This is a genomic window from uncultured Microbacterium sp. (assembly GCF_947489255.1).
Classification (GTDB): domain Bacteria; phylum Actinomycetota; class Actinomycetes; order Actinomycetales; family Microbacteriaceae; genus Microbacterium; species Microbacterium phycohabitans.
On the sequence record NZ_CANLCY010000004.1, the window covers coordinates 440,380 to 466,915 of the forward strand.

The 26,536-nt window shown below is 69.2% G+C and carries 29 protein-coding genes and 1 tRNA gene; 21 read left to right on the forward strand and 9 right to left on the reverse strand.

Going from position 1 to position 26,536, the window contains the following annotated elements:
• The 18 genes from Q0818_RS12470 to Q0818_RS12555 all read left to right on the forward strand — a co-directional run bounded on the left by Q0818_RS12470 (nucleotide 1) and on the right by Q0818_RS12555 (nucleotide 17,685).
• Nucleotides 1–1,152, forward strand: a complete 1,152-nt coding sequence (locus tag Q0818_RS12470; RefSeq protein WP_298875774.1) for an acetylornithine transaminase — start codon at nucleotides 1–3, stop codon at nucleotides 1,150–1,152.
• Nucleotides 1,149–2,072, forward strand: coding sequence for an ornithine carbamoyltransferase (gene argF / locus Q0818_RS12475; protein ID WP_298875270.1), 924 nt, complete (start codon nucleotides 1,149–1,151; stop codon nucleotides 2,070–2,072). Before Q0818_RS12470 ends, argF begins: the two co-directional genes overlap by 4 nt.
• Before the next feature lie 56 nt (nucleotides 2,073–2,128).
• Nucleotides 2,129–3,178, forward strand: a complete 1,050-nt coding sequence (locus Q0818_RS12480; protein WP_298875273.1) for a heparan-alpha-glucosaminide N-acetyltransferase domain-containing protein — start codon at nucleotides 2,129–2,131, stop codon at nucleotides 3,176–3,178.
• Between the two features lie 67 nt (nucleotides 3,179–3,245).
• Nucleotides 3,246–4,676 carry an argininosuccinate lyase gene (argH, locus tag Q0818_RS12485; RefSeq protein WP_298875276.1) on the forward strand — a complete coding sequence of 477 codons (1,431 nt, stop codon included), beginning with the start codon at nucleotides 3,246–3,248 and terminating at the stop codon, nucleotides 4,674–4,676.
• A gap of 51 nt (nucleotides 4,677–4,727) precedes the next feature.
• On the forward strand, nucleotides 4,728–5,375 hold the full coding sequence (locus tag Q0818_RS12490; RefSeq protein WP_298875279.1) for a SatD family protein: 648 nt from the start codon (nucleotides 4,728–4,730) through the stop codon (nucleotides 5,373–5,375).
• Entirely contained in the window at nucleotides 5,372–6,079 is a 708-nt protein-coding gene (locus Q0818_RS12495; protein ID WP_298875281.1) for a hypothetical protein, read from the forward strand. The genes Q0818_RS12490 and Q0818_RS12495 overlap by 4 nt, the downstream gene beginning before the upstream one ends.
• A gap of 93 nt (nucleotides 6,080–6,172) precedes the next feature.
• On the forward strand, nucleotides 6,173–7,486 hold the full coding sequence (gene tyrS / locus Q0818_RS12500; RefSeq protein WP_298875284.1) for a tyrosine--tRNA ligase: 1,314 nt from the start codon (nucleotides 6,173–6,175) through the stop codon (nucleotides 7,484–7,486).
• 1 nt (nucleotide 7,487) lies between these two features.
• The gene (locus Q0818_RS12505; RefSeq protein WP_298875287.1) at nucleotides 7,488–8,288 is read left to right on the forward strand and encodes a DUF4184 family protein; all 801 of its coding nucleotides are present in this window, start codon (nucleotides 7,488–7,490) and stop codon (nucleotides 8,286–8,288) included.
• A gap of 306 nt (nucleotides 8,289–8,594) precedes the next feature.
• Complete coding sequence (locus Q0818_RS12510) at nucleotides 8,595–9,497, forward strand: ParA family protein (protein ID WP_298875289.1); 903 nt, start codon at nucleotides 8,595–8,597, stop codon at nucleotides 9,495–9,497.
• 256 nt (nucleotides 9,498–9,753) lie between these two features.
• Nucleotides 9,754–10,590 (forward strand): ScpA family protein, encoded by an 837-nt coding sequence (locus Q0818_RS12515; protein ID WP_298875777.1) that lies wholly within the window; start codon nucleotides 9,754–9,756, stop codon nucleotides 10,588–10,590.
• A complete protein-coding gene (scpB, locus tag Q0818_RS12520) occupies nucleotides 10,580–11,242 on the forward strand; it encodes an SMC-Scp complex subunit ScpB (protein ID WP_298875290.1) in 663 nt (220 codons plus the stop codon). Before Q0818_RS12515 ends, scpB begins: the two co-directional genes overlap by 11 nt.
• Nucleotides 11,239–12,030, forward strand: a complete 792-nt coding sequence (locus Q0818_RS12525) for a pseudouridine synthase (protein ID WP_298875292.1) — start codon at nucleotides 11,239–11,241, stop codon at nucleotides 12,028–12,030. The genes scpB and Q0818_RS12525 overlap by 4 nt, the downstream gene beginning before the upstream one ends.
• Nucleotides 12,031–12,083: 53 nt before the next feature.
• Entirely contained in the window at nucleotides 12,084–13,217 is a 1,134-nt protein-coding gene (locus tag Q0818_RS12530) for a prephenate dehydrogenase (RefSeq protein WP_298875294.1), read from the forward strand.
• Nucleotides 13,210–13,944 carry a (d)CMP kinase gene (gene cmk / locus Q0818_RS12535; RefSeq protein WP_298875296.1) on the forward strand — a complete coding sequence of 245 codons (735 nt, stop codon included), beginning with the start codon at nucleotides 13,210–13,212 and terminating at the stop codon, nucleotides 13,942–13,944. The genes Q0818_RS12530 and cmk overlap by 8 nt, the downstream gene beginning before the upstream one ends.
• Nucleotides 13,934–15,460 (forward strand): ribosome biogenesis GTPase Der, encoded by a 1,527-nt coding sequence (gene der / locus Q0818_RS12540; RefSeq protein WP_298875298.1) that lies wholly within the window; start codon nucleotides 13,934–13,936, stop codon nucleotides 15,458–15,460. The genes cmk and der overlap by 11 nt, the downstream gene beginning before the upstream one ends.
• Nucleotides 15,461–15,634: 174 nt before the next feature.
• Complete coding sequence (locus Q0818_RS12545) at nucleotides 15,635–16,072, forward strand: DUF805 domain-containing protein (protein ID WP_298875300.1); 438 nt, start codon at nucleotides 15,635–15,637, stop codon at nucleotides 16,070–16,072.
• A gap of 116 nt (nucleotides 16,073–16,188) precedes the next feature.
• Nucleotides 16,189–16,635: a DUF805 domain-containing protein gene (locus tag Q0818_RS12550; RefSeq protein WP_298875302.1), complete on the forward strand. Its 447-nt coding sequence runs from the start codon at nucleotides 16,189–16,191 to the stop codon at nucleotides 16,633–16,635.
• A gap of 147 nt (nucleotides 16,636–16,782) precedes the next feature.
• Nucleotides 16,783–17,685, forward strand: coding sequence for an NUDIX domain-containing protein (locus Q0818_RS12555; RefSeq protein ID WP_298875304.1), 903 nt, complete (start codon nucleotides 16,783–16,785; stop codon nucleotides 17,683–17,685).
• 188 nt (nucleotides 17,686–17,873) lie between these two features.
• On the opposite strand, the gene Q0818_RS12560 is transcribed toward Q0818_RS12555, so the two are convergent.
• Together Q0818_RS12560 and Q0818_RS12565 are read right to left on the reverse strand one after the other, a co-directional pair.
• The gene (locus Q0818_RS12560; RefSeq protein ID WP_076674808.1) at nucleotides 17,874–18,257 is read right to left on the reverse strand and encodes a S4 domain-containing protein; all 384 of its coding nucleotides are present in this window, start codon (nucleotides 18,255–18,257) and stop codon (nucleotides 17,874–17,876) included.
• Between the two features lie 42 nt (nucleotides 18,258–18,299).
• The gene (locus Q0818_RS12565) at nucleotides 18,300–18,878 is read right to left on the reverse strand and encodes a GNAT family N-acetyltransferase (protein WP_298875307.1); all 579 of its coding nucleotides are present in this window, start codon (nucleotides 18,876–18,878) and stop codon (nucleotides 18,300–18,302) included.
• A 142-nt stretch (nucleotides 18,879–19,020) separates the two neighbouring features.
• Here Q0818_RS12565 and Q0818_RS12570 point away from each other — a divergent pair.
• Nucleotides 19,021–19,097 (forward strand) — tRNA-Pro (locus tag Q0818_RS12570).
• On the opposite strand, the gene Q0818_RS12575 is transcribed toward Q0818_RS12570, so the two are convergent.
• From Q0818_RS12575 to Q0818_RS12590, 4 genes are all read right to left on the reverse strand, one after another.
• A complete protein-coding gene (locus Q0818_RS12575; RefSeq protein ID WP_298875309.1) occupies nucleotides 19,060–19,395 on the reverse strand; it encodes a hypothetical protein in 336 nt (111 codons plus the stop codon). The two genes, Q0818_RS12570 and Q0818_RS12575, sit on opposite strands and share 38 nt — an antisense overlap.
• Nucleotides 19,396–19,580: 185 nt before the next feature.
• The gene (locus Q0818_RS12580; protein ID WP_298875312.1) at nucleotides 19,581–20,171 is read right to left on the reverse strand and encodes a hypothetical protein; all 591 of its coding nucleotides are present in this window, start codon (nucleotides 20,169–20,171) and stop codon (nucleotides 19,581–19,583) included.
• A gap of 58 nt (nucleotides 20,172–20,229) precedes the next feature.
• A complete protein-coding gene (locus tag Q0818_RS12585) occupies nucleotides 20,230–21,006 on the reverse strand; it encodes a DUF1883 domain-containing protein (protein WP_298875314.1) in 777 nt (258 codons plus the stop codon).
• A gap of 90 nt (nucleotides 21,007–21,096) precedes the next feature.
• Nucleotides 21,097–21,807 carry a hypothetical protein gene (locus Q0818_RS12590; protein ID WP_298875316.1) on the reverse strand — a complete coding sequence of 237 codons (711 nt, stop codon included), beginning with the start codon at nucleotides 21,805–21,807 and terminating at the stop codon, nucleotides 21,097–21,099.
• Nucleotides 21,808–21,851: 44 nt separating this feature from the next.
• Here Q0818_RS12590 and Q0818_RS12595 point away from each other — a divergent pair, with 44 nt between their 5' ends.
• Entirely contained in the window at nucleotides 21,852–22,130 is a 279-nt protein-coding gene (locus Q0818_RS12595; protein WP_298875317.1) for a hypothetical protein, read from the forward strand.
• Between the two features lie 33 nt (nucleotides 22,131–22,163).
• Nucleotides 22,164–24,152 carry an ATP-binding protein gene (locus tag Q0818_RS12600; RefSeq protein WP_298875318.1) on the forward strand — a complete coding sequence of 663 codons (1,989 nt, stop codon included), beginning with the start codon at nucleotides 22,164–22,166 and terminating at the stop codon, nucleotides 24,150–24,152.
• A gap of 16 nt (nucleotides 24,153–24,168) precedes the next feature.
• On the opposite strand, the gene Q0818_RS12605 is transcribed toward Q0818_RS12600, so the two are convergent.
• The 3 genes from Q0818_RS12605 to Q0818_RS12615 all read right to left on the reverse strand — a co-directional run bounded on the left by Q0818_RS12605 (nucleotide 24,169) and on the right by Q0818_RS12615 (nucleotide 26,509).
• Nucleotides 24,169–24,981: a GIY-YIG nuclease family protein gene (locus Q0818_RS12605; RefSeq protein WP_298875321.1), complete on the reverse strand. Its 813-nt coding sequence runs from the start codon at nucleotides 24,979–24,981 to the stop codon at nucleotides 24,169–24,171.
• Between the two features lie 45 nt (nucleotides 24,982–25,026).
• On the reverse strand, nucleotides 25,027–25,749 hold the full coding sequence (locus tag Q0818_RS12610; protein WP_298875324.1) for a hypothetical protein: 723 nt from the start codon (nucleotides 25,747–25,749) through the stop codon (nucleotides 25,027–25,029).
• 67 nt (nucleotides 25,750–25,816) lie between these two features.
• Entirely contained in the window at nucleotides 25,817–26,509 is a 693-nt protein-coding gene (locus Q0818_RS12615; protein WP_298875326.1) for a hypothetical protein, read from the reverse strand.
• Between the last annotated feature and the right edge of the window lie 27 nt (nucleotides 26,510–26,536).

Here is a 26,536-nt window from a genome sequence, read left to right on the forward strand (position 1 = left end):
ATGGCGCTGTTCGTGCGCGGTGAAGGCGCGTACGTGTGGGACGGCGACGGCAAGAAGTACCTTGATTTCCTCGCCGGGATCGCCGTGAACGCCCTGGGTCACGCCCACCCGGTGTTCGTCGAGGCGATCACCGCGCAGGCCTCGACCCTGTCGCACGTCTCCAACTACTTCGCCACGCCGCCCCAGCTGGCCATGGCCGCGCGGCTCAAGCGCCTCGCCGGCACGGGGGAGTCGGGCCGGGTGTACTTCGGCAACTCCGGCGCCGAGGCCAACGAGGCAGCCCTCAAGCTCGCTCGTCTGCACGGCCGCGGCACCGACCGCACGCGGATCCTGACCCTCAAGGGCGGCTTCCACGGGCGCACGATGGGTGCGCTGGCTCTCACCGGCAAGCCCGCGCTGCAGGCCGACTTCCTGCCGATGGTCCCCGGCGTCGAGCACATCGACGCGACGGTGGAGGCCCTCGAGGCCGCGATGGACGACCGCGTCGCCGCCCTTCTCGTCGAGCCCATCCAGGGCGAGGCGGGTGTCGTCGAGCTGCCCGAGGGGTACCTCCAGGCGGCGCGGGAGATCACCGAGCGCCACGGCGCCCTGCTCATCGTCGACGAGATCCAGACCGGCGCGGGTCGCACCGGTGCCTGGTTCGGCTTCCAGCACTCCGGCATCGTCCCCGACGCCATCACGGTGGCCAAGGGCATCGGCGGCGGCTTCCCGATCGGGGCGCTGATCACCTTCGGCGCCGCGAGCGAGCTCTTCTTCCCGGGCACCCACGGGTCGACCTTCGGCGGCAACGCCCTGGGCACCGCCGTCGGGGGAGCCGTGCTGCAGGAGATCGAATCGGCCGGTCTGGTCGACAACGCCGCTCGGCGCGAGACGCAGCTGCGCGAGGGCATCGCCGCGCTCGGCTCGCCGCTCGTCGCCGGCGTGCGCGGAAAGGGTCTCCTCCTCGGGATCGGCCTCACCAGCCCCGTCGCCAAGGCCGTCGTGGCCGCCGCCCAGCAGCACGGGCTCGTGGTGAACGCCGCGAACGACGACACGATCCGCATCGCGCCGCCACTGACGATCGGGGATGCCGAGGTCGCCGAGTTCCTCGACCTCCTCGCCGCCGCGCTCGCCACCGTGGACGACGCCCTCATCGTAGGAGTACCCGCATGACCCGCCACCTGCTGCGCGACGACGACCTGACTCCGGCCGAGCAGGCCGAGATCCTCGACCTCGCGATCGAGCTGAAGAAGGACCGCTGGGCGCAGAAGCCGCTCGAGGGTCCGCAGACGGTCGCCGTCATCTTCGACAAGTCCTCCACGCGCACCCGCGTGTCGTTCGCGGTCGGAATCGCCGACCTGGGCGGCTCGCCGCTGATCATCTCGACCGCCAACAGTCAGCTCGGCGGCAAGGAGACCCCCTCCGACACCGCTCGCGTGCTCGAACGTCAGGTCGCCGCGATCGTGTGGCGCACGTACGCGCAGGCGGGCCTGGAGGAGATGGCGCGCGGAACCCGCGTGCCGGTCGTCAACGCCCTCAGCGACGACTTCCACCCCTGTCAGCTGCTCGCTGACCTGCTCACCATCCGAGAGCACAAGGGCGAGCTGAAGGGTCTCACCCTGTCGTTCTTCGGTGACGGTCGGAGCAACATGGCGCACTCCTACGTGCTCGCCGGCGTCACCGCGGGGATGCACGTGCGCGTCGCCGCTCCCGAGGACTACGCCCCCCGCGCCGATGTGATCGCGGATGCCGAGCGCATCGCCGCCGAGACCGGCGGATCGGTGACGCTGCTCACCGACCCCGAGGCCGCGGCATCCGGGGCCGACGTCGTCGTCACCGACACGTGGGTGTCGATGGGCAAGGAGGAGGAGAAGATCGCGCGCATCCGCGACCTCGGCGGCTTCAAGGTCACGAGCGAACTCATGACCCGTGCCGACGCCGACGCGATCTTCATCCACTGCCTGCCCGCCGACCGGGGCTACGAGGTCGACGCCGAGGTCATCGACGGCCCGCAGAGCGTCGTGTGGGACGAGGCCGAGAACCGTCTCCACGCCCAGAAGGCGTTGCTGGTGTGGCTTCTGCGCCAGGACTGACCTCGCGTTCCAGCCGGCTCTGGACCCGTTTCGACGGGCCGGGCCGGCTGGCCGGCGTGGACCTGGCCCGCGGACTCGCGGTGCTGGGCATGCTGGCCGCGCACCTGCTCGACACCGAGCGGGTGCTCACCCCCGACCCCGCGTCGTGGATCACTCTGGTCAACGGCCGGTCATCGATCCTCTTCGCGGTGCTAGCGGGGGTGTCGATCGCCCTGGTCACCGGTGGGACGCGTCCTCTGCCTCCCTCGCGTCGCCCTCGCGCATCCGCGCGCCTGGCGATGCGCGGGGCGATGCTGTGGGTCATCGGACTGCTCCTGGTCATGACCGGCGTGCCCGTCTACGTCATCCTTCCCGCGTATGCGCTGCTGTTCGTGCTCGCGCTGCCGTTCCTCGGCATGCGATCGCGCGGGCTGTTCACGGCGGCCGCGGTCTTCGCCCTGGTCATGCCGTGGGTGCAGCCCGTCCTCGACGCGGCGCCGATCTGGGCGGGACCCGGCGGCGACGAGCTCGCGGCGCTGGTGGGGTGGAACTATCCGTTCACGACCTGGATCGCCTTCCTGCTGGCGGGCATGGGGGTGGGCCGCCTCGATCTGCGGGCGCTGCCCGACCAAGGCCTGCTCGTCACCGCGGGCGGGGCCCTCGCGCTCGCCGGGTACGGCGCGGCACTGCTCACGGCCCCCGCGGTGCAGGGCAGCGCCTACCTCTCGACCGTTCTGACCGCCGAGGACCATTCGGCGGGATTGTGGGAGGTCATCGGCTCGGGCGGGTTCGCGATCGCGGTCATCGGCGCGTGTCTGCTGCTGTGCCGCACGCCGCTGCGGTGGGTGGCGGTGCCGCTGCGCGCCGTGGGATCGATGCCGCTCACCGCGTACGTGCTCCAGCTGGTGGTGTGGGCGATCGTCGCTCTCGCGCTCCTGGGCGACACGTCGGATCTGTACGGCATCCGCGAGGCGGGGCTGTTCACGCCGCTCGTGGCGGGTCTCGTCGTCTTCTGCACGGTCTGGGTGCTCGTGATCGGGCGGGGGCCGCTCGAGACCCTCATCGACCGGGTCGTTCGGGCGGTCGTCGGCCGGGATGCCGAGAGCCCGGCGGCGCAGCCGCGCTGAGCCCTCGGCGCCGTCGCGACGGCGGCTCGGCTCGGGGGATGTCGGCCGCCCTCGGTAGGCTGGGGGGATGAGTAGCGAGACCGGCCAGGCGACGAACGAGGGGGCCCTATGGGGCGCCCGTTTCTCGGGCGGACCGTCTCCCGAACTCGCGGCGCTGAGCCGCTCCACGCACTTCGACTGGGACCTCGCCCTCTACGACATCCAGGGGTCGCACGCCCACACCGCGGCCCTCGAAGCGGCGGGGTACCTCGACGCCGATGAGGCGCGGGCGATGCACGAGGGCCTCGACGCCCTCGCCGCGCGCGTGAAAGACGGCTCCCTCGTCGCATCGCCCGGTGACGAAGACGTGCACGGCGCTCTCGAGCGGGTGCTCATCGAGACCGTCGGACCCGCCCTCGGCGGCAAGCTGCGCGCCGGTCGCAGTCGCAACGACCAGATCGCCACCCTCGTGCGGCTCTATCTGCTCGACCACTCCCGCACCCTCACCCGCGAGCTGCTGCGCCTCATCGACGCCCTCGTCGCGCAGGCCGAGGCCAACGGCTCGGCGATCATGCCCGGACGAACGCACCTGCAGCACGCTCAGCCCGTGCTTCTCGCCCACCACCTGCAGGCCTACGGCTGGGCCTTCGTGCGCGGCATCGAGCGCCTGCGCGACTGGTCGGTGCGCGCGTCGGTCTCTCCCTACGGCGGAGGGGCGCTCGCCGGAGCGACCCTGGGCCTCGACCCGCAGCTCGTCGCGGATCGCCTGGGTCTCGCGCGCCCGTCGGAGAATTCGCTCGACGGCACCGCATCGCGTGACGTCGTGGCCGAGTTCGCGTTCATCACCGCGATGATCGGCGTCGACCTCTCGCGCCTGTCGGAAGACGTCATCCTGTGGAACACGCGGGAGTTCGGCTTCGTCACGCTCGACGACGCGTACTCGACCGGGTCGAGCATCATGCCGCAGAAGAAGAACCCCGACATCGCCGAGCTCGCGCGCGGCAAGGCGGGTCGCCTCATCGGCAACCTGTCGGGCCTGCTCGCGACCCTGAAGGGCCTGCCGCTGGCCTACAACCGCGACCTGCAGGAAGACAAGGAGCCCGTCTTCGACTCGGTGCGCACCCTGGAGCTCGTGCTCCCCGCGTTCTCGGGCATGATCGCGACGCTGCGTTTCCACGCCGACCGCATGGCCGAGCTCGCCCCGCAGGGGTTCTCGCTCGCGACCGACGTCGCCGAATGGCTGGTGCGCCAGGGCGTGGCCTTCCGCGACGCCCACGAGATCTCGGGCGCTCTCGTCCGCGCGTGCGAGGAGCGCGAGATCGGCCTCGAAGACGCCGATGACGCACTGCTGGCCTCGGTGTCCCCGGCCCTGACTCCGGCCGTGCGCGAGGTGCTGACGATCGAGGGGTCGGTGGCCAGCCGGACCGGCGTCGGCGGCACCTCTCCGGTGCGTGTGAGTGAGCAACGCGAAGAGCTGGTCACCCGTGCGCAGGCGGCCGCCCGTTCCCTCGTGGCGTAATTATCAGTCTTTCGCTTATCAAACGGGTTTTATAAGCGTTAGGCTTATCGCATGAGCGTCGCCGTCATCGCCGATATCGTCGCCTCGCGGCGCCTGCCCGACCGCGCCGGAGCGCAGCGCGCCATCGCCGACGCCGTCGCGGGGGTCGAGAATGCGCTGCCGGTCGCGACGGCGCCGCTCACGGCGGTGGTCGGCGACGAGCTGCAGGGGGAGTACCCGTCGTTGTCGACGGCCCTCGCATCGCTCCTCCTGCTGCGCCTCGCCCTGCCCGAGGGTGTCGACTGCCGTTTCGGGGTCGGCGTCGGCGAGGTGCGCCCGATCGCGCTCGAGGGGCGGGAGCTGCCCGAGGGGCCGGCCTGGTGGGCGGCCCGGGCCGCGATCGAACAGGTCGAGCGCCTCCAGCAGCGCGCCGCGCCGCTCGCGCGCACGTGGATCGAGCTGGCGGAGGGAGAGGATGCCGCCATGACCGAGACCATCGCCCTGGCCACCGCCTACGCCTTGAGTCGTGATCAGTCCGTCTCCGCGATGAGCGAGCGCGCCCGCCGCCTCACCTTCGGGCGTTGTCTCGGCCGGTCGCAGCGCGAGCTCGCCGAGCAGGAGGGCATCAGCCAATCCGCGGTGTCGCAGGCGCTCGCCTCGGCCGGTTCGGCCGCGATCGTCGAGGGGTACGACGTGCTGGTCGCGGGGGTGCGCGCGTGATCGCCGCGGGACTCCTACTGCTCGCGGTGGGCGGGGTCGATCTGCTGCGGCAGATGATCCGTTCCCGCCGGTGGATCGCGTTCGCCGTCGCCGCCGTGCTGCTCATCGTCGTCTCGGCCGGTCTCGACGCCGTGATCGCCGGGGTGCTGGCGGTCGCGGTCGCTGCGATCTGGACCCGGGTGATCCCCGAGAAGGGACCGGCGCGCGCGGGTCTCTGGCCGGTGGCGTTGCTGGCGCTGGCGGCTGCCGCGTGCGTGGTGATCGCCCCCGGCCGCGCGCGCCCGGGACTCATCGGCGCGGCCTGGGCCGCCTACCGACCCGGCGACGCGGTCTCGATCGACGTGGTGCTGCTGGTGGTGGGCTGCCTCGTCTTCCTGCTCGAGTCGGGCAACGCCGTCGTGCGCATCGCCCTGCGTTCGGAGATGGGCGGGGCGCCCGGTGACGAGGAGTCCGCGCCCACCCTCAAGGGCGGGCGGCTCATCGGCCCTCTCGAGCGCATCCTCGTGTTCGTGCTCACCCTGGCCGGCGCCTACACCCTGCTGGCCGCCGTGCTCGCGGCGAAGGGCATCGTGCGATTCCCCGAGATCTCGCGTGATCGCGACGACGGCGACCGGGCCGAGTACTTCCTCATCGGCAGCCTGGTCAGCTGGGTGACCTCGCTCGCCGCGGCCTTCCTCGTCTGGTGGGGCGTGAACGCGGGCTGAGCAGTTCCTCGCGCGGATGACGGACCGCGGTGTGGTGGGGACGTGCCACCCCCGGCATCCGGAGGCTCTCGAGCCCGCTGGTAGCCTGAACCGGTGTCTGCCTCCACCGATGCGGCGCCCGTGAGCGCCCTCGCACCCGCCAACGACCCGACCTTCGACAACGTCTGGGACGAGCTGGTCTATCGCGGGCTGGTGCACGTGTCGACCGACCAGGGCGAGCTCCGCGAGCTGCTCGGCGGAGATCCGATCACGTTCTACTGCGGGTTCGACCCGACCGCGCCGAGCCTGCACCTGGGCAACCTCGTGCAGCTGCTCACCATGCGCCGTCTCCAGCTGGCCGGTCACCGTCCGCTCGGACTCGTCGGCGGGTCGACCGGGCTCGTGGGCGACCCGCGCCCCACGGCCGAGCGCACGCTCAATACGCGCGAGACCGTCGAGGAGTGGGTCGGAAAGCTCCGCGCCCAGGTGGAGCGCTTCCTGAGCTTCGAGGGCGACAGCGCCGCGCGCATCGTCAACAACCTCGACTGGACCGCCCCCCTCAGCGCGATCGACTTCCTGCGGGAGATCGGCAAGCACTTCCGGGTCGGAACGATGCTGAAGAAGGATGCCGTGAGCGCGCGCCTGAACTCCGAGGCGGGCATCAGCTACACCGAATTCAGCTACCAGATCCTCCAGGGCCTGGACTACCTCGAACTGCACCGCCAGTACGGCTGCGTGCTGCAGACCGGTGGCAGCGACCAGTGGGGCAACCTCACCAGCGGCACCGACCTCGTGCGCAAGGTCGAGGGCGCGTCGGTGCACGCGATCGGCACGCCGCTGATCACCAACAGCGACGGCACGAAGTTCGGCAAGAGCGAGGGCAACGCGATCTGGCTGGATGCCGAGATGTGCAGCCCGTGGGTCATGTACCAGTTCTGGCTCAACACCGACGACCGCGATGTCGTCGAGCGTCTCAAGGTGTTCACGTTCCTCTCGCGGGCCGAGATCGAGGAGTACGCCCGGCTGGTCGCGGAGGAGCCCTTCCGCCGTGCCGCGCAGAAGCGTCTGGCCCGCGAGGTCGTGACCACCGTCCACGGCGCCGAGACGACCGAGAGCGTGATCGCCGCGACCGAGGCGCTGTTCGGCCAGGGCGACCTGACCGGATTGGATGCCACGGTGCTGCGCACGGCGCTGCAGGAGCTTCCGCACGCCACCCTCGCCCCCGGCTCCTCGGTCGTCGAAGCACTCACGGCCACCGGCCTGTCGTCGAGCCTCAGCGACGCGCGCCGTGCGATCGCGCAGGGCGGCGTCTCTCTCGACGGTGTCAAGGTCGCCGCCGACGACGCGATCGTCGAGGGGACCCTCCCCGGCGGGGTCTCGGTGCTGCGCCGCGGCAAGAAGACCCTCGCCGGCCTGTTCCTGAGCTGACGTGCCGTTCACGCCGAGCCACGCCGTCGTCGCGCTTCCGTTTCTGCGCACGCGGCTGGTTCCGGCGGCGATCGCGATCGGGTCGATGACCCCCGACCTGCCGCTGTTCCTGCGCGGGATGGTCCCCGACTACGGCATGACGCACGATCCCGCGTGGCTGCCGCTCACGGTGGTCGTGGCGTTCGTGCTGCTGCTCGTGTGGCGGTGCGTCCTGCGCCCCGCGACGCGCGAGGTGGTGCCGCGCCGCATCGCGCAGCGCCTCCCCGCGGGGTGGGATGCCGGAGCCCGCGCCGCGGCGCGCGAGAGCGTGAGCGGGGGAGCCGTCGGCATCCTGTGGCTCGTGCTGTCGCTCGCGCTCGGGGTGGCGTCGCACATCGCGTGGGACTTCTTCACGCACGAGGGGCGAGCGGGCGACGCGCTGTTCCCGGCGCTGGAGCAGCCGTGGGGGCCCCTGCCGGGCGTGAAGTGGCTGCAGTACGGCTCGGGTGTCCTGGGACTGGCCGGACTCGCGGTGTTCGGGGTGTGGTGGCTGTCGCGGCAGCGGCCGCAGCCGGTGGACCGGGTTGTTCCGGATGCCGTGCGCGTGGCGTGGTGGCTCTCGCTCCCTCTGGCGCTGGTCGTGGCATCCCTCGTCGCCATCGTGATCGCGGGAGGCTTCGACGCCGACTACACCCCGACCCACCTGATCTACGGCGTGCTGGTGAAGGTCGCCGCGGCGTGGGGTGCGGTGACGCTGGCTCTCGCGGTTCTCGTGCAGCTGCGGCGCGCGCGCAGAGTCGGCGACGCGCGCAAAGCCCGCTGAAGGTCGCCGTCTCGGGCTGAGGTCGTGCGCATCGCGGCGGTTGTCGCGGCGGGTTCGGGAGTGTGAGCCGGTGGTCTGACGCGTGTGCGAAGTCGGTCATGCGCGCAAAGTCAGCCGGTGCGGGTCGTCTCGGGCTGAGGTCGTGCGCATCGCGGAGGTTGTGCGCACGCCGGTCGCGCGTCGGCGCCCGTTCGACGGACCAGAACGCCGGGGGCCGGCGTTCTGGTGCGCACGGGAGGCGGACCTTGCCCGCACCCGCGGGTCACGCAGGTCGCGGAGCGGGCGGCGGCTAGACTCGGGGACGTTATGACGAAGGCGGGAGACTCGGTGTCGGCGAGCACGAAGGGCACGAAGACGGGCGTGGACGAGGTCATCCTCGGGCCCACCGGACGCCCCTACCAGGGGTTCCCCACCCCGAAGCCGCTCGACGGTCACGGTCCCGCCCGCATCATCGCCCTGTGCAACCAGAAGGGCGGCGTCGGCAAGACGACGACCACCATCAACCTGGCCGCCTCGCTCGCCAAGTACGGTCGACGCGTGCTGGCGATCGACTTCGACCCGCAGGGCGCGCTGTCGGCGGGTCTCGGCATCCAGACGCACGACGTGGCGACGATCTACGACCTGCTGCTCGACACCAAGCGCGACCCGCACGAGATCATCGTGCACACGCGCGTCGAGGGCCTCGACATCATCCCGGCCAACATCGACCTGTCGGCGGCCGAGGTGCACCTGGTCAACGAGGTCGCGCGCGAGACGATCCTGGCGCGCGTGCTGCGCAAGGTCGCGGCCGACTACGACGTCATCCTCGTCGACTGCCAGCCCTCGCTGGGCCTGCTCACCGTGAACGCGCTCACCGCCGCGCACGGTGTGCTCATCCCGCTCGAGTGCGAGTTCTTCGCCCTGCGCGGTGTGGCGCTGCTCGTCGAGACGATCGACAAGGTGCGCGACCGCCTCAACCCGGCGATCGAGCTCGACGGGGTGCTCGCCACGATGTACGACCCGCGCACGCTCCACTCGCGCGAAGTGCTCGAGCGCGTGGTCGAGGCGTTCGGCGACGACGTGCTCGAGACGGTGATCGGCCGCACGGTGAAGTTCCCCGACGCCTCGGTGTCGGGTATGCCCATCACGGAATTCGCCCCCGAGCACGCCGCCGCTCAGGCCTACCTGCGGCTCGCGCGGGAGCTGGTCGCCCGTGGCGCCGTCGCCTGACGACACCTTCGCCGACCCCGCCGGGTCCGGTGGCTTCGACAGGCTCAGCCACCTGGGGTCCGAGGTCCCCGAGCTCGCAACGCAGGTCCTTGAGCTTGTCGAAGGGACCGGGACCGATGCGTCCGGTGGCTTCGACAGGCTCAGCCACCTGGGGTCCGAAATCCCTGAGCTCGCAACGCAGGTCCCTGAGCTTGTCGAAGGGACCGGGACCGATGCGTCCGGTGGCTTCGACAGGCTCAGCCACCTGGGGTCCGAAATCCCTGAGCCCGCGACGCAGGTCCCTGAGCATGTCGAAGGGACCGGCACGGACGGACCCCGCTTCCGCGTCTCGCTCCCCGACTTCGACGGCCCCTTCGACCTGCTCCTCACGCTCATCTCGCGCGCCGAGCTCGACGTGACCGAGGTGGCGCTGAGCCGCGTGACCGACGAGTTCATCGCCTACCTGCGCGCCCTCGGGCCCGACGCCGATCTCGACGAGGCCTCGGAGTTCCTCGTGGTCGCCGCGACCCTGCTCGACATGAAGATCGCCGGACTCCTCCCGCAGGGCGAACTGGTGGATGCCGAGTCGGTGGCGCTGCTGGAAGCTCGCGACCTGCTCTTCGCGCGCTTGCTGCAGTATCGCGCGTTCAAGGAGGTGTCCGCGTGGTTCGCCCGCTGCCTGCAGCGCGAGGACAAGCGTCACACGCGTGCCGTGCGCCTCGACGAGAAGTACCGCAGCGCCGTGCCCGAACTGAAGTGGACGCTCAGCGTGGAGGATTTCGCGGCGCTCGCCGTCGTGGCCATGGCCCCGAAGCAGGTCCCGACCGTGGGCCTCGATCACCTGCACGCGCCGCTCGTCAGCATCCGCGAGCAGGCCGCGATCGTGGTCACGCTCCTGCGGTCGGCGGGGACGCTGAACTTCCGCGACCTCGTCGCCGGGGTCACCGAGACGGGGGTCGTCGTCGCGCGGTTCCTGTCGATCCTCGAGCTCTACCGCCATGCCGCCCTCTCGTTCGAGCAGCTCGAGCCGCTGGGGGAGCTGACCCTGCGCTGGACCGCCGAACGGTGGTCCGAAGAGAACCTCGCCGCCCTCGGAGCCGACTATGACCGTTGACCCTTCGCCGCCCGCCGCCGAGACGGCCACCGACACGGCCGCCGCCACCGCTCCCGCCACGGAGGCGCCGACACCCGCGCCCCGCGCCGTCGACCCGGCATCCGTCGCCCGCCGCCTCGAGGCGATCCTGCTCGTGCTCGAAGAACCGCAGAGCCTCGTGAGCCTGGCGGCCGCGGTCGCCGCCCCGGTGCCGGCCGTGCGTCAGGCGGTCGAGGCTCTCGTCGCCGACTACGACGGCGAGAGCGGGGGCCCCCGCCGAGGTTTCGAGCTGCGCGAGGTCGGGGGAGGGTGGCGTCTGTACGTCCGCGAGGAGTACGACGACGTCGTGGGCGAGTTCGTCAACACGCAGGCTCCCTCGCGGCTGTCGCAGGCCGCGCTCGAGACCCTGGCCGTGATCGCGTACAAGCAGCCCGTCACGCGCGGGCAGGTGGCATCCATCCGTGCCGTGAACGTCGACTCGGTGGTGCGCACCCTCCTGGCGAGGGGTCTCATCACCGAGGTGTTCACCGACCCCGACACGGGGGCGATCCACTACGGAACGACCGACCAGCTGCTGGTCAACCTCGGCATCAACTCGCTCGACGAGCTGCCGCACATCTCGCCGTTGCTCGACGACGGCGCAGACGGATTCGACGGAGAGGTACTGAAATGAGCGACGGTTCGACAGGCCCGGCCACCGGGGGCGAAGAGGGCGTACGCCTGCAGAAGGTGCTCGCCAACGCGGGCGTGGCCTCGCGGCGCGTGGCCGAGCAGATGATCGTCGAGGGACGCGTGCGGGTGAACGGCGAGACCGTGACCGAGCTCGGGTCGCGGATCCACCCCGACACCGACCTGGTCGACGTCGACGGGACGGCGATCCAGCTGGATGCGTCCAAGCGGTACGTCATCCTGAACAAGCCGACCGGGGTGGTCAGCTCGATGAGCGACGACCGCGGTCGCCCCGACCTGCGTCGCTACACCGCCGACTGGGACGAGCGCCTGTTCAACGTGGGCCGCCTCGACGCCGACACGAGCGGACTGCTCGTGCTGACCAACGACGGCGACCTCGCCCACGTGCTCGCCCACCCGTCGTTCGGGGTGACGAAGGTCTACATCGCCAAGGTCGACGGGCAGGTGCTGCCGCAGACGATTCAGCGTCTGATCAAGGGCGTCGAGCTCGAAGACGGACGCATCGCGGCCGACAAGGCGCGGCTGCTGGACTCCTCGCGGGGCGAGAGCCTCGTGGAGCTCACCCTGCACTCGGGGAAGAACCGCATCGTGCGCCGCATGATGGCCGAGGTGGGTCACCCGGTCGTCGAACTCGTGCGTCGGCAGTTCGGACCGCTGCACCTGGGAACACTCCCGGTGGGCAAGGCGCGCGAGTTGACTACAGTAGAACGCGGCGCTCTTCTCACGCTGTCCCGGAAAGACGGCGATCCTTCGGCCGATCCGGCGGAGTGAGCCTCCGGGCGCCCGCGGCGCGGGAAGCGTCGCCCAGGGCAGCAGGAGACCCGATGAGCGAATCGAACGAGGCGTCCGCGCGCGCGGCGGGGCCTTTGGCGACCCGCACGAGCGGGACGGTGCGCGTCGTGGGCTCGGGCCTGCTCGGCGCGAGCATCGGCCACGCGCTCACCGCGCGCGGCGTCGACGTGGTGCTCGTCGACGCGTCCCCCTCGCAGCTGCGACTGGCGATCGACTACGGCGCCGGGCGCGCCGAGCGCCCCGACGACACCCCGTCGCTGATCGTCGTGGCGGTCCCGCCCGACGTCACGGCCGACGTGGTCCAGCGCGAGCTGGCCCTGTACCCGGATGCCGTGGTCACCGACGTGGCGAGCGTCAAGCTCGAGCCGCTGCGCACGCTGCGCGAGCGCGGGGTCGACTTGCGGCACTACATCGGCTCCCACCCCATGGCCGGTCGTGAGCGCGGCGGGGCGATCTCGGCGCGCGCCGACATCTTCGTCGGGCGCCCGTGGGTCGTCTGCCGCGACGGTGAGACCTCGGCGCACGACCTCTCGCTGGTGGAGGGCCTGGCCCTCGACCTGGGAGCCACGCTCATCGAGATGACCCCGGAAGAACACGACGAGTCCGTCGCTCTCATGTCCCACGTGCCGCAGCTCGTCGCGAGCCTGCTGGCCGGACGCTTCGTCGAGGCGCCCGACGGTTCCCTCCGGCTCGCCGGACAGGGCGTGCGCGACACGACGCGCATCGCGGCATCCGCTCCGGAGCTGTGGGTGCAGATCTTGGGAGCGAACGCCGCCCCCGTGGTCGAGGTGCTCGACCGGCTGGCCGCCGATCTCGCCGGCGTCGCCGACGCGCTGCGCGACCCCGACGTTCCCGGTGCCCGCCGCGCGGTGGCCGACACCATCCGCCGGGGCAACGAGGGCGTCGAGCGCCTGCCCGGCAAGCATGGCCAGAACCGACGCTTCGATACCTTCGTCGTCATGGTCGACGACACCTCCGGACAGCTGGGCCGCCTCTTCGGCGAGCTCGGAGACCTCGACGTCAACGTCGAAGACCTGCGCCTCGAGCACTCGCCGGGCGCCCCCTTCGGTCTCGCCGAGATCAGCGTCGTGCCCGACGCGGTCCGCCGAGCCGTGGACGGGCTCCAGCAGCGCGGATGGCGGATTGCGAGCACCACCCATGACTGAGCCCCTCACCAAGCCCGCTGCGGGATCGACTCCCACGACGTCTGGCACCGCGCCCGTCGTCGTCGCCATCGACGGCCCCGCCGGCAGCGGCAAGTCGAGCGTCTCGAAGGCCGCGGCCCTGCGGCTCGGCTACGGCTTCCTCGACACCGGCGCCGCCTATCGCGCCCTCGCCTGGCACGCCCTCGCGCACGGCGCCGACACCTCCGACGCCACCGCGGTGCTCGAGGTCTTCGGCGACTTCGACTACGCGATCTCGCTCGACGCGCGCGATCGCTGGGTGCGCGTGGGCGAGGTCGACGTCACGGCCGCGATCCGCGAGCCCCGCGTGACGGATGCCGTGAGCGGTGTGGCCCGCGTCGCCTCGGTGCGGCACGCGGTGAACGAGCTGTTCCGCCGGCTCGTGGCATCCGCTGCTCTGCCGGGCGTCGTCGTCGAGGGGCGCGACATCACGACCGTGGTGTTCCCCGACGCGCCCGTGCGGATCCTGCTCACGGCGGCTCCGGAGGTGCGCGCCGCCCGCCGCAGCGCCGAGCTCACCGACCACGACGCCGCCAAGGTGGCCGCCGCGCTCCACCAGCGCGACGCCGCCGATTCCACGGTCGTCGACTTCCTCACCGCCGCCCCCGGCGTCGAGGTCGTCGACTCGACCCACCTCGATTTCGAACAGACCGTCGACGCCGTACTGAGCGTCGTCGACAACACGATGGGAGCCCGCGATGGGCGTTGAAGAAGAAGAGTACGAGGGCGGGCCCGATCAGCTCGCCGAGAAGATGCAGAACCTCGACGAGGTCCTCGCCGAACAGCGGGCCGAGGCGCTGCGCGCCGGCCTGGCCGACTTCGACCTCGACGAGGACGACGCCGAGCTGCTCGCGGGCCTGGCCTCGGGCGACGGCGAGATCGAGTTCCTGCCGGCGCTGCCGGTGGTCGCGATCGTCGGTCGCCCCAACGTCGGCAAGTCGGCGCTGGTGAACCGCATCCTCGGCCGTCGAGAGGCCGTCGTCGAGGACACCCCGGGCGTCACGCGCGACCGCGTCACGTACAAGGCCGAGTGGCTCGACCGCCGCTTCTCGCTGGTCGACACCGGCGGGTGGGAGCCCGACGCGAAGGGCATCGACCGCTCCGTCGCCGCTCAGGCCGAGGTCGCGATCGACCTCGCCGACGTCGTGCTGTTCGTGGTGGATGCCACGGTGGGTGCGACCTCGACCGACGAGCACGTCGTGAAGCTGCTGCGCAAGAGCAAGAAGCCCGTCTTCCTCATCGCCAACAAGGTCGACGACGCCCGACAGGAGCCCGAGGCCACGGCCCTGTGGAACCTGGGTCTGGGCGAGCCGCACCCCGTGTCGGCCATCCACGGACGCGGCGTCGCCGACCTGCTCGACGAGCTCATGAAGGTGCTGCCGGACGTCTCGGCGGTCGCGAAGTACGAGATCGGCGGACCGCGCCGCGTCGCGATCCTCGGCCGGCCCAACGTCGGCAAGTCGTCGTTGCTGAACAAGGCCGCCGGCGAGGAGCGCGTCGTCGTCAACGAGCTCGCGGGGACCACCCGCGACCCCGTCGACGAGGTCGTCGAGCTCGGCGGCAAGCTCTGGACGCTGGTGGACACCGCCGGCATCCGTCGTCGCGTGCACCTGTCGCAGGGCGCCGACTTCTACGCCTCGCTGCGCACCTCGACCGCGCTGGAGAAGAGCGAGGTCGCGGTCGTCGTGCTCGATGTGTCGCAGCCGATCAGCGTGCAGGACCTGAACATCATCGACCTCGTGCTCGAGTCCGGTCGTGCGCTCGTGCTGGCGTTCAACAAGTGGGACCGCCTCAACGACGACGACATGGAGAACCAGGACCGTCGCCGCTACCTCGAGCGCGAGATCGAGCAGGACCTCGCGCACGTCGCGTGGGCCCCGCGCGTGAACATCTCGGCGCGCACCGGCCGCCACCTCGACAAGCTCGTCCCGGCTCTGGAGACGGCGCTGGAGTCGTGGGACACCCGCATCCCCACCGGCAAGTTCAACGCGTTCCTGTCGGAGCTCGTCGCCGAGCACCCGCACCCGCTGCGCGGCGGGAAGCAGCCGCGCATCCTGTTCGGCACCCAGGCGGCGACGCGTCCGCCGACATTCGTGCTGTTCACGACCGGGTTCCTCGACCCGGGCTACCGCCGGTTCATCCAGCGGCGCCTGCGCGAGATCTACGGCTTCGAGGGCACCCCGATCGTGCTGAACATGCGCATCCGCGAGAAGCGTCAGCGCTGAGGCTGCTCGTCGCGCGCCCCGGTCCCCGCGTGGGGGCCGGGGCGTTCGCGTTGTGGCCGGGGTGGCGAGTCGCGTGCGTGGATGCAAGGGCCCGCGGCCGGGCGTCGGGTGTCGATACAGTGCACGGGCGACGGCGGGGGCCGTGGCATCCACGATCCTCCCGGGAGGCACGCCATGACCGCGATCGCACCACCGCTCGACCAGCCGTACTACGGCGCACCCCTCGGAGCGGCGGTCCGGCGGTTCTTCGCGAAGTACGCGACCTTCCGGGAGCGCGCGAGTCGCAGCGAATACTGGTGGTGGGTGCTGACCGGCACCGTCGTGGGTACCGTGCTGAACGCGCTGCCGACCCTGACCGACGGTGTGCGGATCGAGGCCGACGGCTCCACGACCATCACCGGGCCGCACGGCGTGATCCTGTCGCTGATCTGGATCGTCTGGGCCCTCGGCACGCTCCTGCCGACAGTGGCCGTGCTGGTGCGTCGCCTGCACGACACCGGTCGCAGCGGCCTGTGGGTTCTCATCGGGATCGTGCCCCTGATCGGCATCCTGGTCCTCTTCGTCTTCACGGTGCAGGGGCCGCGGCCCGAAGGCGCGCGCTTCGACGCCTGAGGCGACACGGAGCGTCGTTCTGCCACGGCGGGCGTGCGGTGTCGATACAGTGCACGAGCGGGGGCCGATCAGCCGCCGCTTCGGGCATCATCCGTCATCGTGTCAGGGGGACACACATGTCGTACACGCAGAACACCGCTCCGCTGTCTCAGCCGCTCTACGGCGCCTCGTTCGGCGCCGCAGTGCAGCGTTTCTTCAAGAAGTACGCGACCTTCAGCGGTCGCGCCAGCCGCAGTGAGTTCTGGTGGTGGATCCTCGCGAATGCGATCGTCTCGTTCGTGCTCAGCCTCCTGGCGCTGATCACGGGCGGCGGCGGGGGCGTCGACGCCTCCGGTAGCCCGCTCCCGCCGAGCGGTCTCGGCGTGGTGTTCCTCGTCCTGCTCTTCGTGTGGGGTCTCGCCACCTTCGTGCCGCACCTGGCGCTCGTGGTCCGTCGCCTGCACGACACCAACCGCAGCGGGTTCTGGATCTTCATCGCCTTCGTGCCGTTCGTCGGCGGCATCATCCTCTTCGTCTTCGAGGTGCTGCCGAGCGATCCCCGCGGAGCCCGCTTCGACGCCTGACGTCGACCTTCGGACGTCCCGGCCCTCGCGTAGGGTCGGGACGTTCGTCTTTCCCGGCGCTCTGCGGTGGGCGGACCGTTCATGGCACATGGCGCGAGATGACGCGCGGCGGCGCTCTCACCCGAGGGGTGTGCCAGGCTGGACGGGATGACCATCGAGCCTCCCGCCCCGGGTGAACCGCGGCGTCCGCACGGGCCGCGCGACCCCGGCGACGCGTGGGTCGTCGCGCCCACGGGGGAGAAGTACTGGGGACGCTTCGGCGCCGCGGGACTGCTCGCCCTCGACCCCCAGCGCGGAGTGCTGCTGCAGCACCGGGTCTCGTGGAGCCACTTCGGCGGCACGTGGGCACTGCCCGGTGGAGCGCGTCACGAGGGGGAGTCGGCCCGCGACGGCGCGCTGCGCGAGTCGGGTGAAGAGGCGGGCGTACCGGTGGATGCCGTGCGCGCGCGGTTCGAAAGCGTCCTCGACCTGGGCATCTGGTCGTACTCCACCCTCGTCGCCGACGTCACGACCCCGTTCGAGCCGGTCATCAGCGACCCCGAGAGCGTGGCCCTCGAATGGGTCGCGGTCGACCGGGTGACCCAGCTCCCCCTCCATCCGGGGTTCGCCGCGTCGTGGCCCGCGCTCCGCGCGGCGCTGGACGCGCGTCCGGCCATCGTGATCGACGTGGCCAACGTCATGGGGTCGGTCCCCGACGGCTGGTGGAAGGACCGCGCGGCAGCCGCGACCCGCCTCGTGACGAAGACCTCTCGTCTCGTCGAGCGCGGAGTGGATGCCGACCTCCTCGGCCTCTCCGCCACGCGCTGGTTCCCGCGGGTGATCGCCGTGCTCGAAGGACAGGCCAAGGCGGCGCAGCCTCCGGCACCCGCCCTCGAGGTGCGTCGGGCCCCGGGCGAGGGCGACGACGAGATCGTCGCGGCCGTCCGGGATCTCGCAGGGGCGTTCGCACCCGTCGTGGTCGTGACCGGCGACCGGGAGCTCTCGGCCCGCGTCGAGGCTCTCGGCGCGACCGTGCGCGGCGCGCGCTGGCTGCTGGATCAGTTGAGCTGACGCCGCCGCGGCAGTCGGTCCCTTCGACAAGCTCAGGGACCTGGTGCGGCGTGAGGTGGCTGAGCCTGTCGAAGCCGCCGGCCGCGTGCAGTGGGCTGTCGACCTGGCGCAGCGTGAGGTGGCTGAGCCTGTCGAAGCCACCGGCCCCTCCCGCGAGCTCCGGGATCTGCGCGCAGTGACAGCGACGCTCAATCGAGCTCGCGCCCGCGCAGCTTCTCGATCTCGCGGCGGTCGCGCTTCGTGGGGCGTCCCGCGCCGCGGTCGCGCACGGGCACGAACGGCATGCTCTCCTTCGAGGGGGGCGGGGGAGTGCGATCGTCGACCGACTCGGCCACCAGCGCCGCGCCCACGCGCTTCGCGATGGTCTTCTTCACCACGAGGATGCGATCGAACCCCTGGATGCGCACCCGGAGCTCGTCGCCGGGCCGCACCGGCTGGGCCGCCTTCGCCCGTTCGCCGTTGACCCGCACGTGCCCGGCTCGGCACGCCGTGGTCGCGGCCGACCGCGTCTTGTAGACGCGTACCGCCCACAGCCACGCGTCGACGCGCGCGGTGGTCGTGGCATCCGTCATGTCACATCTTTCGTCGGCGAACCTCCATCGTAAGACGGGCGCTCAGTCGCGGAGCGTGAGGGAGACCAGAGCCCGGTCGGGCTTGGGGCGGTCGACGATGTCGAAGCCGGCGTCTTCGAAGACCGAGACCGTGCCGCGGTAGAGCTGGTTGGCCGAGCGTTTCGAGACGGTCGGATCGAGGGGATACGCCTCGACGACACGGGCGCCGGCGTCGCGTGCGGTGGCGACGGCGGCATCCAGCAGTATGCGGGTGAGGCCCTGGCCGCGGTGCCTCGTGCCCACGACGAAGCACGAGACCGCCCAGACGTCTTCGGCGTCGAGAGGTTCGGCGGTGGCGGTTTTGACGTCGCGCGTACGGAGTAGCCGCGCCTGTGCGGTGCGAGGACCGACGCGCACCCATCCGGCCGGTTCGCCGTCGACGTAGGCGATGAGTCCGGGTGGTCGTTCCTTCTGCATCTCAGCGCGGAAGCGCGCGGTGAGTTCGTCACGCGAACTCTCTTGGAACTGCGCGTTGGTGAGGAGCCACCACTGGCATTGGCATCCGGGGCCGTCACCGCTGTCGAGCGCCGTCTCGGCGTCGTCGAAGCGGTCGCCGGTGGCGGGCAGGATCTCGATCGTCATGTCGCGACGCTAGCGAGGGGTTCCGACATCGACAAGGAAGCTCCGCCGTCGGCAGCTGCGGCGCCACACGCCCGGGGTGGGCGCTGGTTCGCGGCAGTGCCGGGGAGGGGCTAATATAGGGGAGTTGCCCGCTTGCGGGGAACGGGATGTGGCGCAGCTTGGTAGCGCACTTGACTGGGGGTCAAGGGGTCGCAGGTTCAAATCCTGTCATCCCGACCATTATTGAGTTGCTCAAACCATTGGACTCGTTGAGGCCAGTGGAGGTCGAAGTAAGAGAGCCTTCCGCAGAAATGCGGGAGGCTCTCTTCTTTTTGTCGGTGGTGTGGCCGGTCTCAGCGAGGCGGCGCTGTGCAGTCCACTCGTGGAGGGTTCGGCTGAACTCCGTGCGCTCGCTATCGATCCGAACTCCTTCGTACTCCTGACCGTCGATCACGACGACCTCTACTTCCTCCGTCAGGGCGACCTGGGGAATGTTCAAACGCCGACCGATGACAGTGTTCTGTTGTTGCACGAGCATGGGCTATCTCCATTCGGATGACTCCTTCCTGCGGACGCAGGTCGGCGGTCATCTCGGTATCGAGACGAAGGCGCACTTGCTCCCGAGCGGAGCCGCGAACGGATCGAACTCGCGTGGGTACACGAAAAGACCCAGAGTTCCTCCATGTCTTCTGGGCATAGTCATGCGCCTCTAGCGTTGAAATGTCAAGCATGAGCGCTATCGATAGCGCCTTGAGGGCTTGCTCGATCGCGCGAGATCAAGTACGCCGGCCTTGCAAGCGCGCTGTCCTTCTGCGCTCGCAAGATGTCGCCGACCTTCTCGTCGTTTACGGCGAGGTAGTCCGTGATCTCCTGCATGGTCTGCTGCATGGCGAGCTGAGCCATGATGCCCGCTGCGCCGGCCAGCATCGCCGGGTTGGTGAGCATTGAGCCGACGGTGCCGGGCTTCACGAACTCGAGGATGCTCGAAATCTTGCCTTTGCTCGTGGTCGCGATGGCGCGGCTGACGCTGTCTGACGAGCCCTTCATGGCGTTGCCGAGTCTGAGCGCCTTGGCGGACTCCTCGGTGAGCTTCACCCAGCGCCCCGCGTTGGCAGCGACCTCGGATCCGCCCTTCGCTGCAGCCGAACCGACGTTGAGCGCACCGCCGACGGCGTGCGCGAGGTTCAACTCGCGGGAGGCCACACCCGCCGTGGAGAGGAACCGATCGACCGCCAGCGGGTCGCCAATGACCGCAAGGCTGTCTCCGTCGCTGACCAGCTCGATCTCGTGGCGCCGCTCATCGTCGTCCGACATACGAGCCCCATTCGCTGCGCTGATCTGGTGAGTCGAGATTATCGGGCGCGAGGGTTACTCAAGCGGCGTCGGCATCGAGCACGACCTCAGCGATCTCATCTGCGATCTCCGCGATGGTGCTGGTGGCCGTGGTGCGCGCAATCTTGTCAGCGAGTGATGGCGACTGCGACTCGACCTCGTCCTTCGAGATTTCGTGCCAGATCGGGAGCATCCGTTGCTTGCCGGCGACCGACAGTCCGACGATGCCGTCCAGCTCGTACTGCGGCCACCCCTTCGCGAAGAAGGACTTGGAGAACACCACGACCCCGAACGAGGAGCGCGCCAGGCCGTAGTCGATCTTGCGGCGCAGGCTGTCTCCGATGCGGAGCTCACCCTTGTCGAGCCAGACCTTGAGACCGCGCGCCGTCAGTGCCTCGTAGAGCGGCAGCGCTACCGCGGCCTTGTCCTCGCCTGCGTGCGAGATGAAGACGTCCCAGGTCTGGCCGCTCTCGTCCGGCGTGAGGCGCACGGGCGGCTCGGAGCGGATACCGGCCAGCGAGCCGCTTGTGGAGCGCAGCGGCCGCAGCGCGCCGGGCTCCACGTTGACGCTGGCGCGGACGTTGCTCGCACGAAGGCCGGCGAGGTCGATGGTCACGTACCAGTGCCCGGTCGAAGGAACGACGATCCGGGACGGCGACACCTTCGCCAGTCCGCCGTAGTAGGTGTGGCGGCGACCGTTTCGGTAGTTGCTGAAGTTGGACGAGTCCATCAGGCGGACATTCGCACCGGTGCTGAGCGTCACGACAACCGTGGAGCCCTTCTCGACGCGGCCAAGGTCGTACTTCAAGAAGTTCACGTGGGTGCTCCGTTCGGGTTGATGTCGCTCACTGCATAGCTCGATTACAGCAGCGACCTCCGACATGCACTGCCGGCGGCGCGCGTGGCGCTACGGATTCGATCTCAGATCAGCAAGCCGCTTCCTAGCCTCGCTCGCTGCTTTCTCTGCGTTCTTGAGTTCTCGCTCGGCACGGGCGACCTGGTCGTTGCGTTTGCGCTTCGCCTCGGCCATCCGTACTGCCGCTCCGAGAGTCTTGACCGAACTCACGACACCACGGGTCAGCTCACATTCCGGACACCAGGCGGTCGAGAAGCTCGGGTGCTGATTGGTGTGGTGGACGCTCTGCTCCACGGTGTGACCGCAGGTGAGGGTGCGCTCCCAGATGTCGAGCTCTTCCTCACGGCGGGGGCTGCCCAGGAGGATCTTGCTGATGTTCTCGTACTGCTCCGGCGACATCGGGATGGGCGGACAGCAGCAGCCGCAGTGGGTGGCGCGAGATCCCGACATGCTCCAGCGGTGGCCGTCGCAGTTCGGATGCCTCTCCTTGTACTTCGCCTGGTCGGCGTCGTACTCGACCTTCTGCTCCGGCGTGAGGTACATCGTGCCGGGCCCGTTGCCGAGGTTGTCGATGACCGGCAGCCCGCAGCCTCGACATGGCTCGCCGGTCGCTGCCTGCTCGCGGGTCAGGTACATCCCCTTCTCGCGCCACTCTCGACGCTTCGCCTCGTCGCGGTGCGCCCTCGCCTCCTCCTTCAGCGCGTTAGTCATTTGCCGCTTGGCAGCGCGGGCTGCCTTCTGCTCGTCCGTCAGCTTCGGCATCCGGCGCTCCTCTCGATGTCGGAAGCCCAGCGCACACTGATGGCGTGGCAGACCTCTATACGAAGAATGGCCGTCCGCTTCGGCTCAGCGGTGACAAGTTGTTTATGTGCTCGGGAACGTACGTGGGCAAGATCAAGGGCGACTACGTCTTCGACCCATCGGGTCGCTACGCGGGCACTATCTTGGGCGAGCGGGTCGTCTACCGCTCGACGCACTCCGCTCGGATCTCGAGTCATTCGGTCTCGGCGAACCGTGGAGGGAGCGGTGCAGGCAACCGCGGCGCCTCCGGCATGTGGGGCGACGAGCCGCCATTCCCGGACTGAGCCGATGGGCTCGAGATGAACACGGGCCCTACAGTGAGTCTGGAGAGGGACCTTCCACTTTCCGCCGGCGGTGACCTCGTCACCCGTCTGGCGCGCGAGCGCGATCCCGTTCGCGCTGTCGTCGAGCTCGTCTGGAATGCGATTGATGCCGAGGCGAATACCGTCCGTGTCGCGCTGGCCCGCTCCAATATGGACGCCATCGAGAGCGTGACGGTCGAGGACGACGGCCACGGCATTACCTCCGACGAAGTGCAGGCGACGTTCGGTCGTATCGGTGGCTCATGGAAGGCACTCGCTGCACGGTCGAAGAACGGTAAGCGCGGACTCCACGGCAAGCTCGGTGAAGGCCGCCTTCGTGCGTTCGCGCTTGGATCACGCGTGACCTGGGCCAGCGAGAGCGTCAACACCGCAGGCGACCATGAGCGGGTTGTCATCGAGGGCGCAAAGGAGCGTGCGGAACCTTTCAGCTGGGAAGCGTCTCCGTCGACGGAGACGGTGACGGGCACCGTCGTTACCGCGATGAACGAGCAGGACCGCAGCCTGAACTCGCTCATCAGCGAGTCGACGCTGACGGTGCTCACCTCACACTTCGCGCCTGTCTTGCTCAACGATGACTCCCTCACCGTCATCTTCGATGGCGCCAAGCTTGACCCCGCCGACGAGATCCTCGACGACACGACGGTGACCGCGGTTCTCGACAGTGACGGTGATGCTGTCGTGTCGATCCGCATCATTGAATGGCGCACCGGCAAGCACCGGGCGATTTACTTCGGCGAGGATGCTGAGAGATTCGTGGTGGAGGCCTCCGGATCTGAGATCGAAGCGCAGGCGGCGTACTCGGCGTATGTCACCTGGCCCGGGTTTGACACGGAATCGCTCGCCGATCTCGGTCTTGGCGACATGGCTCCCGACCCGGCCGGTGCGGTCTGGCGCGCGACTCGAACGGCGGTGAAAGACCACTTCGCCGCGCGTCGTCGCGCTCGTCGCAGAGACCAGATCGACGAATGGAAGAACAAGGGCATCTATCCCTACAAGGAGGAGCCCGCGACCGAGGCGGACAAGGCGGAGCGCGCCGTCTTCGACATCGTGTCGAGTGCGCTGGTGCCCCAGATTCCGAAGCGTAGGGACGGGGCGCAGCTCACCCTCAACCTGTTGCGCGATGCGTTGAAGACCGACCCCGAGAACCTCGCCGTGCTTGTGAGCGAGTTCGTCGCGCTCAGCGAGCAGGACCGCGAGGCACTCACCAAGTTGCTGAGCGAAACGTCGCTGGCCGGCGTGATCCGCAGCGCCAACCTCGTTACGAGCCGCAGCAAGTTCCTCGCTGGCCTCGAGCATTTGCTGTTCGATCCGGAGGACTCGCAGAAGGTCGGCGAGCGTGACCACCTCCACAAGTTCCTGGAGCACGAGCTCTGGATCTTTGGTGAGGAGTACCACTTCATGAACAGCGAGCGAGGGCTGACGCAGATGCTGCGTACCCACCTCAAGCTCGAGGGGCTCCCGGACGGCAAGGTCGAGCCTGTCAAGCGCTGGGACGGCAAGACGGGCCGGATCGACCTCCATCTAGCGGTGAAGGCGAAGGAGCACGACCGGATCCGCCATCTCGTGGTGGAGCTGAAGGCACCTGACATCACCGCAGGCCGCGTTGAGCGGTACCAGATCGAGGACTACATCAATGTCGTCATCGACAACGCTGCGTTTGCGAGCGACCGATCCGTGTGGGAGTTCATTCTTGTCGTCACGGACTATGACGGGGTCATGGACAACTCGATCATCGGATCCGATCGAGAACTCGGGTTGGTGTTTGAGCCCGACAAGAAGCCGGGGCGTCCAGCGGTTCGCGCCTACGTGCGACGTTGGCGGGACATCATCGACGAGAACAAGCGTCGCTTGGAGTTCGTGACGAACTCGCTCGAGTTCGACCCGTCACTCGCCCAGGGTTTGGCCTTCATTCGGGAGCAGTATGCCGAGATGATTCCGGAGAGTCTGGCGACCGAGGACGAGGCCGGCGACGCCAAGAAGTGACGAACCGGAATCCAGTTCAGTTCCGGTTCAGTCCGTGGCGGCGGCTGTCGAGCGCGTCTTTGAAGTGGCTCTCAGCCGCGTCAATGTCGCGCGTTGGCGTGGACGGATCGAAGACCCGGAGCAGTGAGAAGCGGAAGCTCGTCGGGTCGACACGACGCAGCTCGACGTTGCCGCCATGGCCATTCGTGGCATAGGCGTTCCAGCGTTGCCGAATACTCTCGGCGCCGTCCGCCTTGCCGACGTAGTGCCGCCCGTCCGAAGTGTCGGTGATGAGATAGATCCCAACCACCGATGGCAGCGCAGTGCGCCATGAGGCGTATCGATGCTCGCGCATCACCGCCTGAAGCTGGACATGGCTGAGGACCAGGCGGTCGAAGCCGGGGAACGGGATCGGCTCGGCGTCTGCAATGCCGACCACCGGATAGCTCGCAGCGGTGCTTGCGTTCATTCGCCAAGTGCGTGGTGATTTCCAGCCGATGACAAGCCGCTTCCGAAGATCGGCCATGTGGTCGGACTCGACGACGTCGAAGGTGCGTCGGATGTCGTCGTAAGCGATCTGGCCACGGTTCTCCACCACGGACCAGAACCGCGCCTGGTCTCCGTCTTCCTTGATGAACACCACCCAGAATCGCGGCGGCACCGCGGGGAACCGTCTCGTGTCCGAGGATTGCGTCGCCGTATAGGACAAAATCTCTGCGTCGGTCGAGTCCGCGTGCAGTCCCTGCAGCCCGCTCTCCTCTGGCTCGGTCACGAAGCCGTGGCGGATGACGAGCGCCTGCGCGGGGTCGATGCCGGCGTCGATGAGGAGCGGGCCGAGAGTCAGAGCCATGAGTCGATCGTGCCGTCTTTCGCGCGCACTTGTCGTCAGGCTCGTCTACTGTTTCGCGGCCAGCTGCTCGCGCATGATCTCAACGATGTTGTCGCGGTAACGCGGCTTCACGCGGTGGCGCGTCCCCGCCTTCATCTCCTTGACCAGCTTCTCGATCAACTCGGCGTGGCGAAAGCTGCCGCCGACCGCGAAGTAGGCGCGCAGCCAGGTCTCCGGCTCGACGGGATAGCCCTCGACGGCGAAGGCTCGGACAAGCTGCACCACGGCGTCCTTACCGCGTCCCGAGCTCAGACCGTTGTAGTCGTGGTCCCTAATCATCTCAGCGGCCGAGAGGAGAAGCGGGTCGCTGGCCGGGCGGGCTTCTCGGGTGTGGAGGTTGAGCGCGCCGAGGCCATCGAGCCAGGTGCGCACCATGTCATACCGCGACCAGATCAGAACGAAGAGCTTGCCGATCGAGTCTGCTTCAACCGCGCGGCGAATCGTCTCAAGCTCACGTTGCTCGTATGGGTGCAACACGACGACCGCGTGGTCGATGACCTTGTCCTCGCGTTCCAAGCTGCCGAGTTCCGGGATGTCGAAGACGATTCGATCGGTCTTCTCGGGCGCTATGAAATCCGCGGCCTCGATGTCTGCGCCGCGGTCGTTGTGGTTGAACTTCTTGGTGTCCGTCACGGCGAAGAGGTACGGCGGCTCACCGATCCAGTCTCGGATCACGGCGCTCTGCGGGATCATCGCGGTGCCGTGCTGTCCCCAGTCTTCGCGCACCATATATGCAAGCTCAGTCACCTTCCCAGAGTGACAGCGGCCTCCGACATTGAATCGAGACAGCCCTGGCTTACGGCCGTGGCCAACCCTCAGCCGCAACGCGCTCACGCCAATACGTCGCGGCGTCCTTCCCTGCTTGCATAGCAGCGAACTCGTCAGTTCGCTCCGCGAGGGCAACCTTCGGGTCGGTGCCATCGACGAAGGACTCGAGCGCGCTGTACAGTGCCGTACCGCTGATGAACTCGGCGTACTCACGCACAGACTGCACGACGGCGAACGAGACCGGATTGCCGTGGACGAGCATTCTGTCCTGCGCGGCAGCAACCAGATCGTCCCAGCTAGCGCGAGTAGCGGCATCGCTGTCGAGCGCTGTGAGCAACGCCGTGGCGGACGTCGTCACGTCGACCCACACGGCCGCGCTCCGCGTCCCAGGCGGTTGCTCGACGACAGCCCGAGGGCTTCCGATGAGCGCTGCGAACGCCGCCTCGAAGGCAGCCAACGGTGCCGAAATGTCGGCGCGAAGGGCGGGGCCAAGCGTCCTCACGGACTGGTGGATATCTAGCGCGAGCGAGGTGCGGTTCGGCTTGGGACTCCAGGCGTCGGTACCGCTTGCAAGCTGAACCCACTCGGCAATCTCGCTAACGATGACCGCCAGAGGGAGGACGGCGCTGAGCCCGTGGCGGCGATCCAGCGACGACACCAGGGAGGGAAGCCAATCCGGCGTGTCCTTCGGCCAATGGTCGCTGACCTTGTAGTCGATCATCATCGGCAGGCTCGCGTGTGCTGTTCG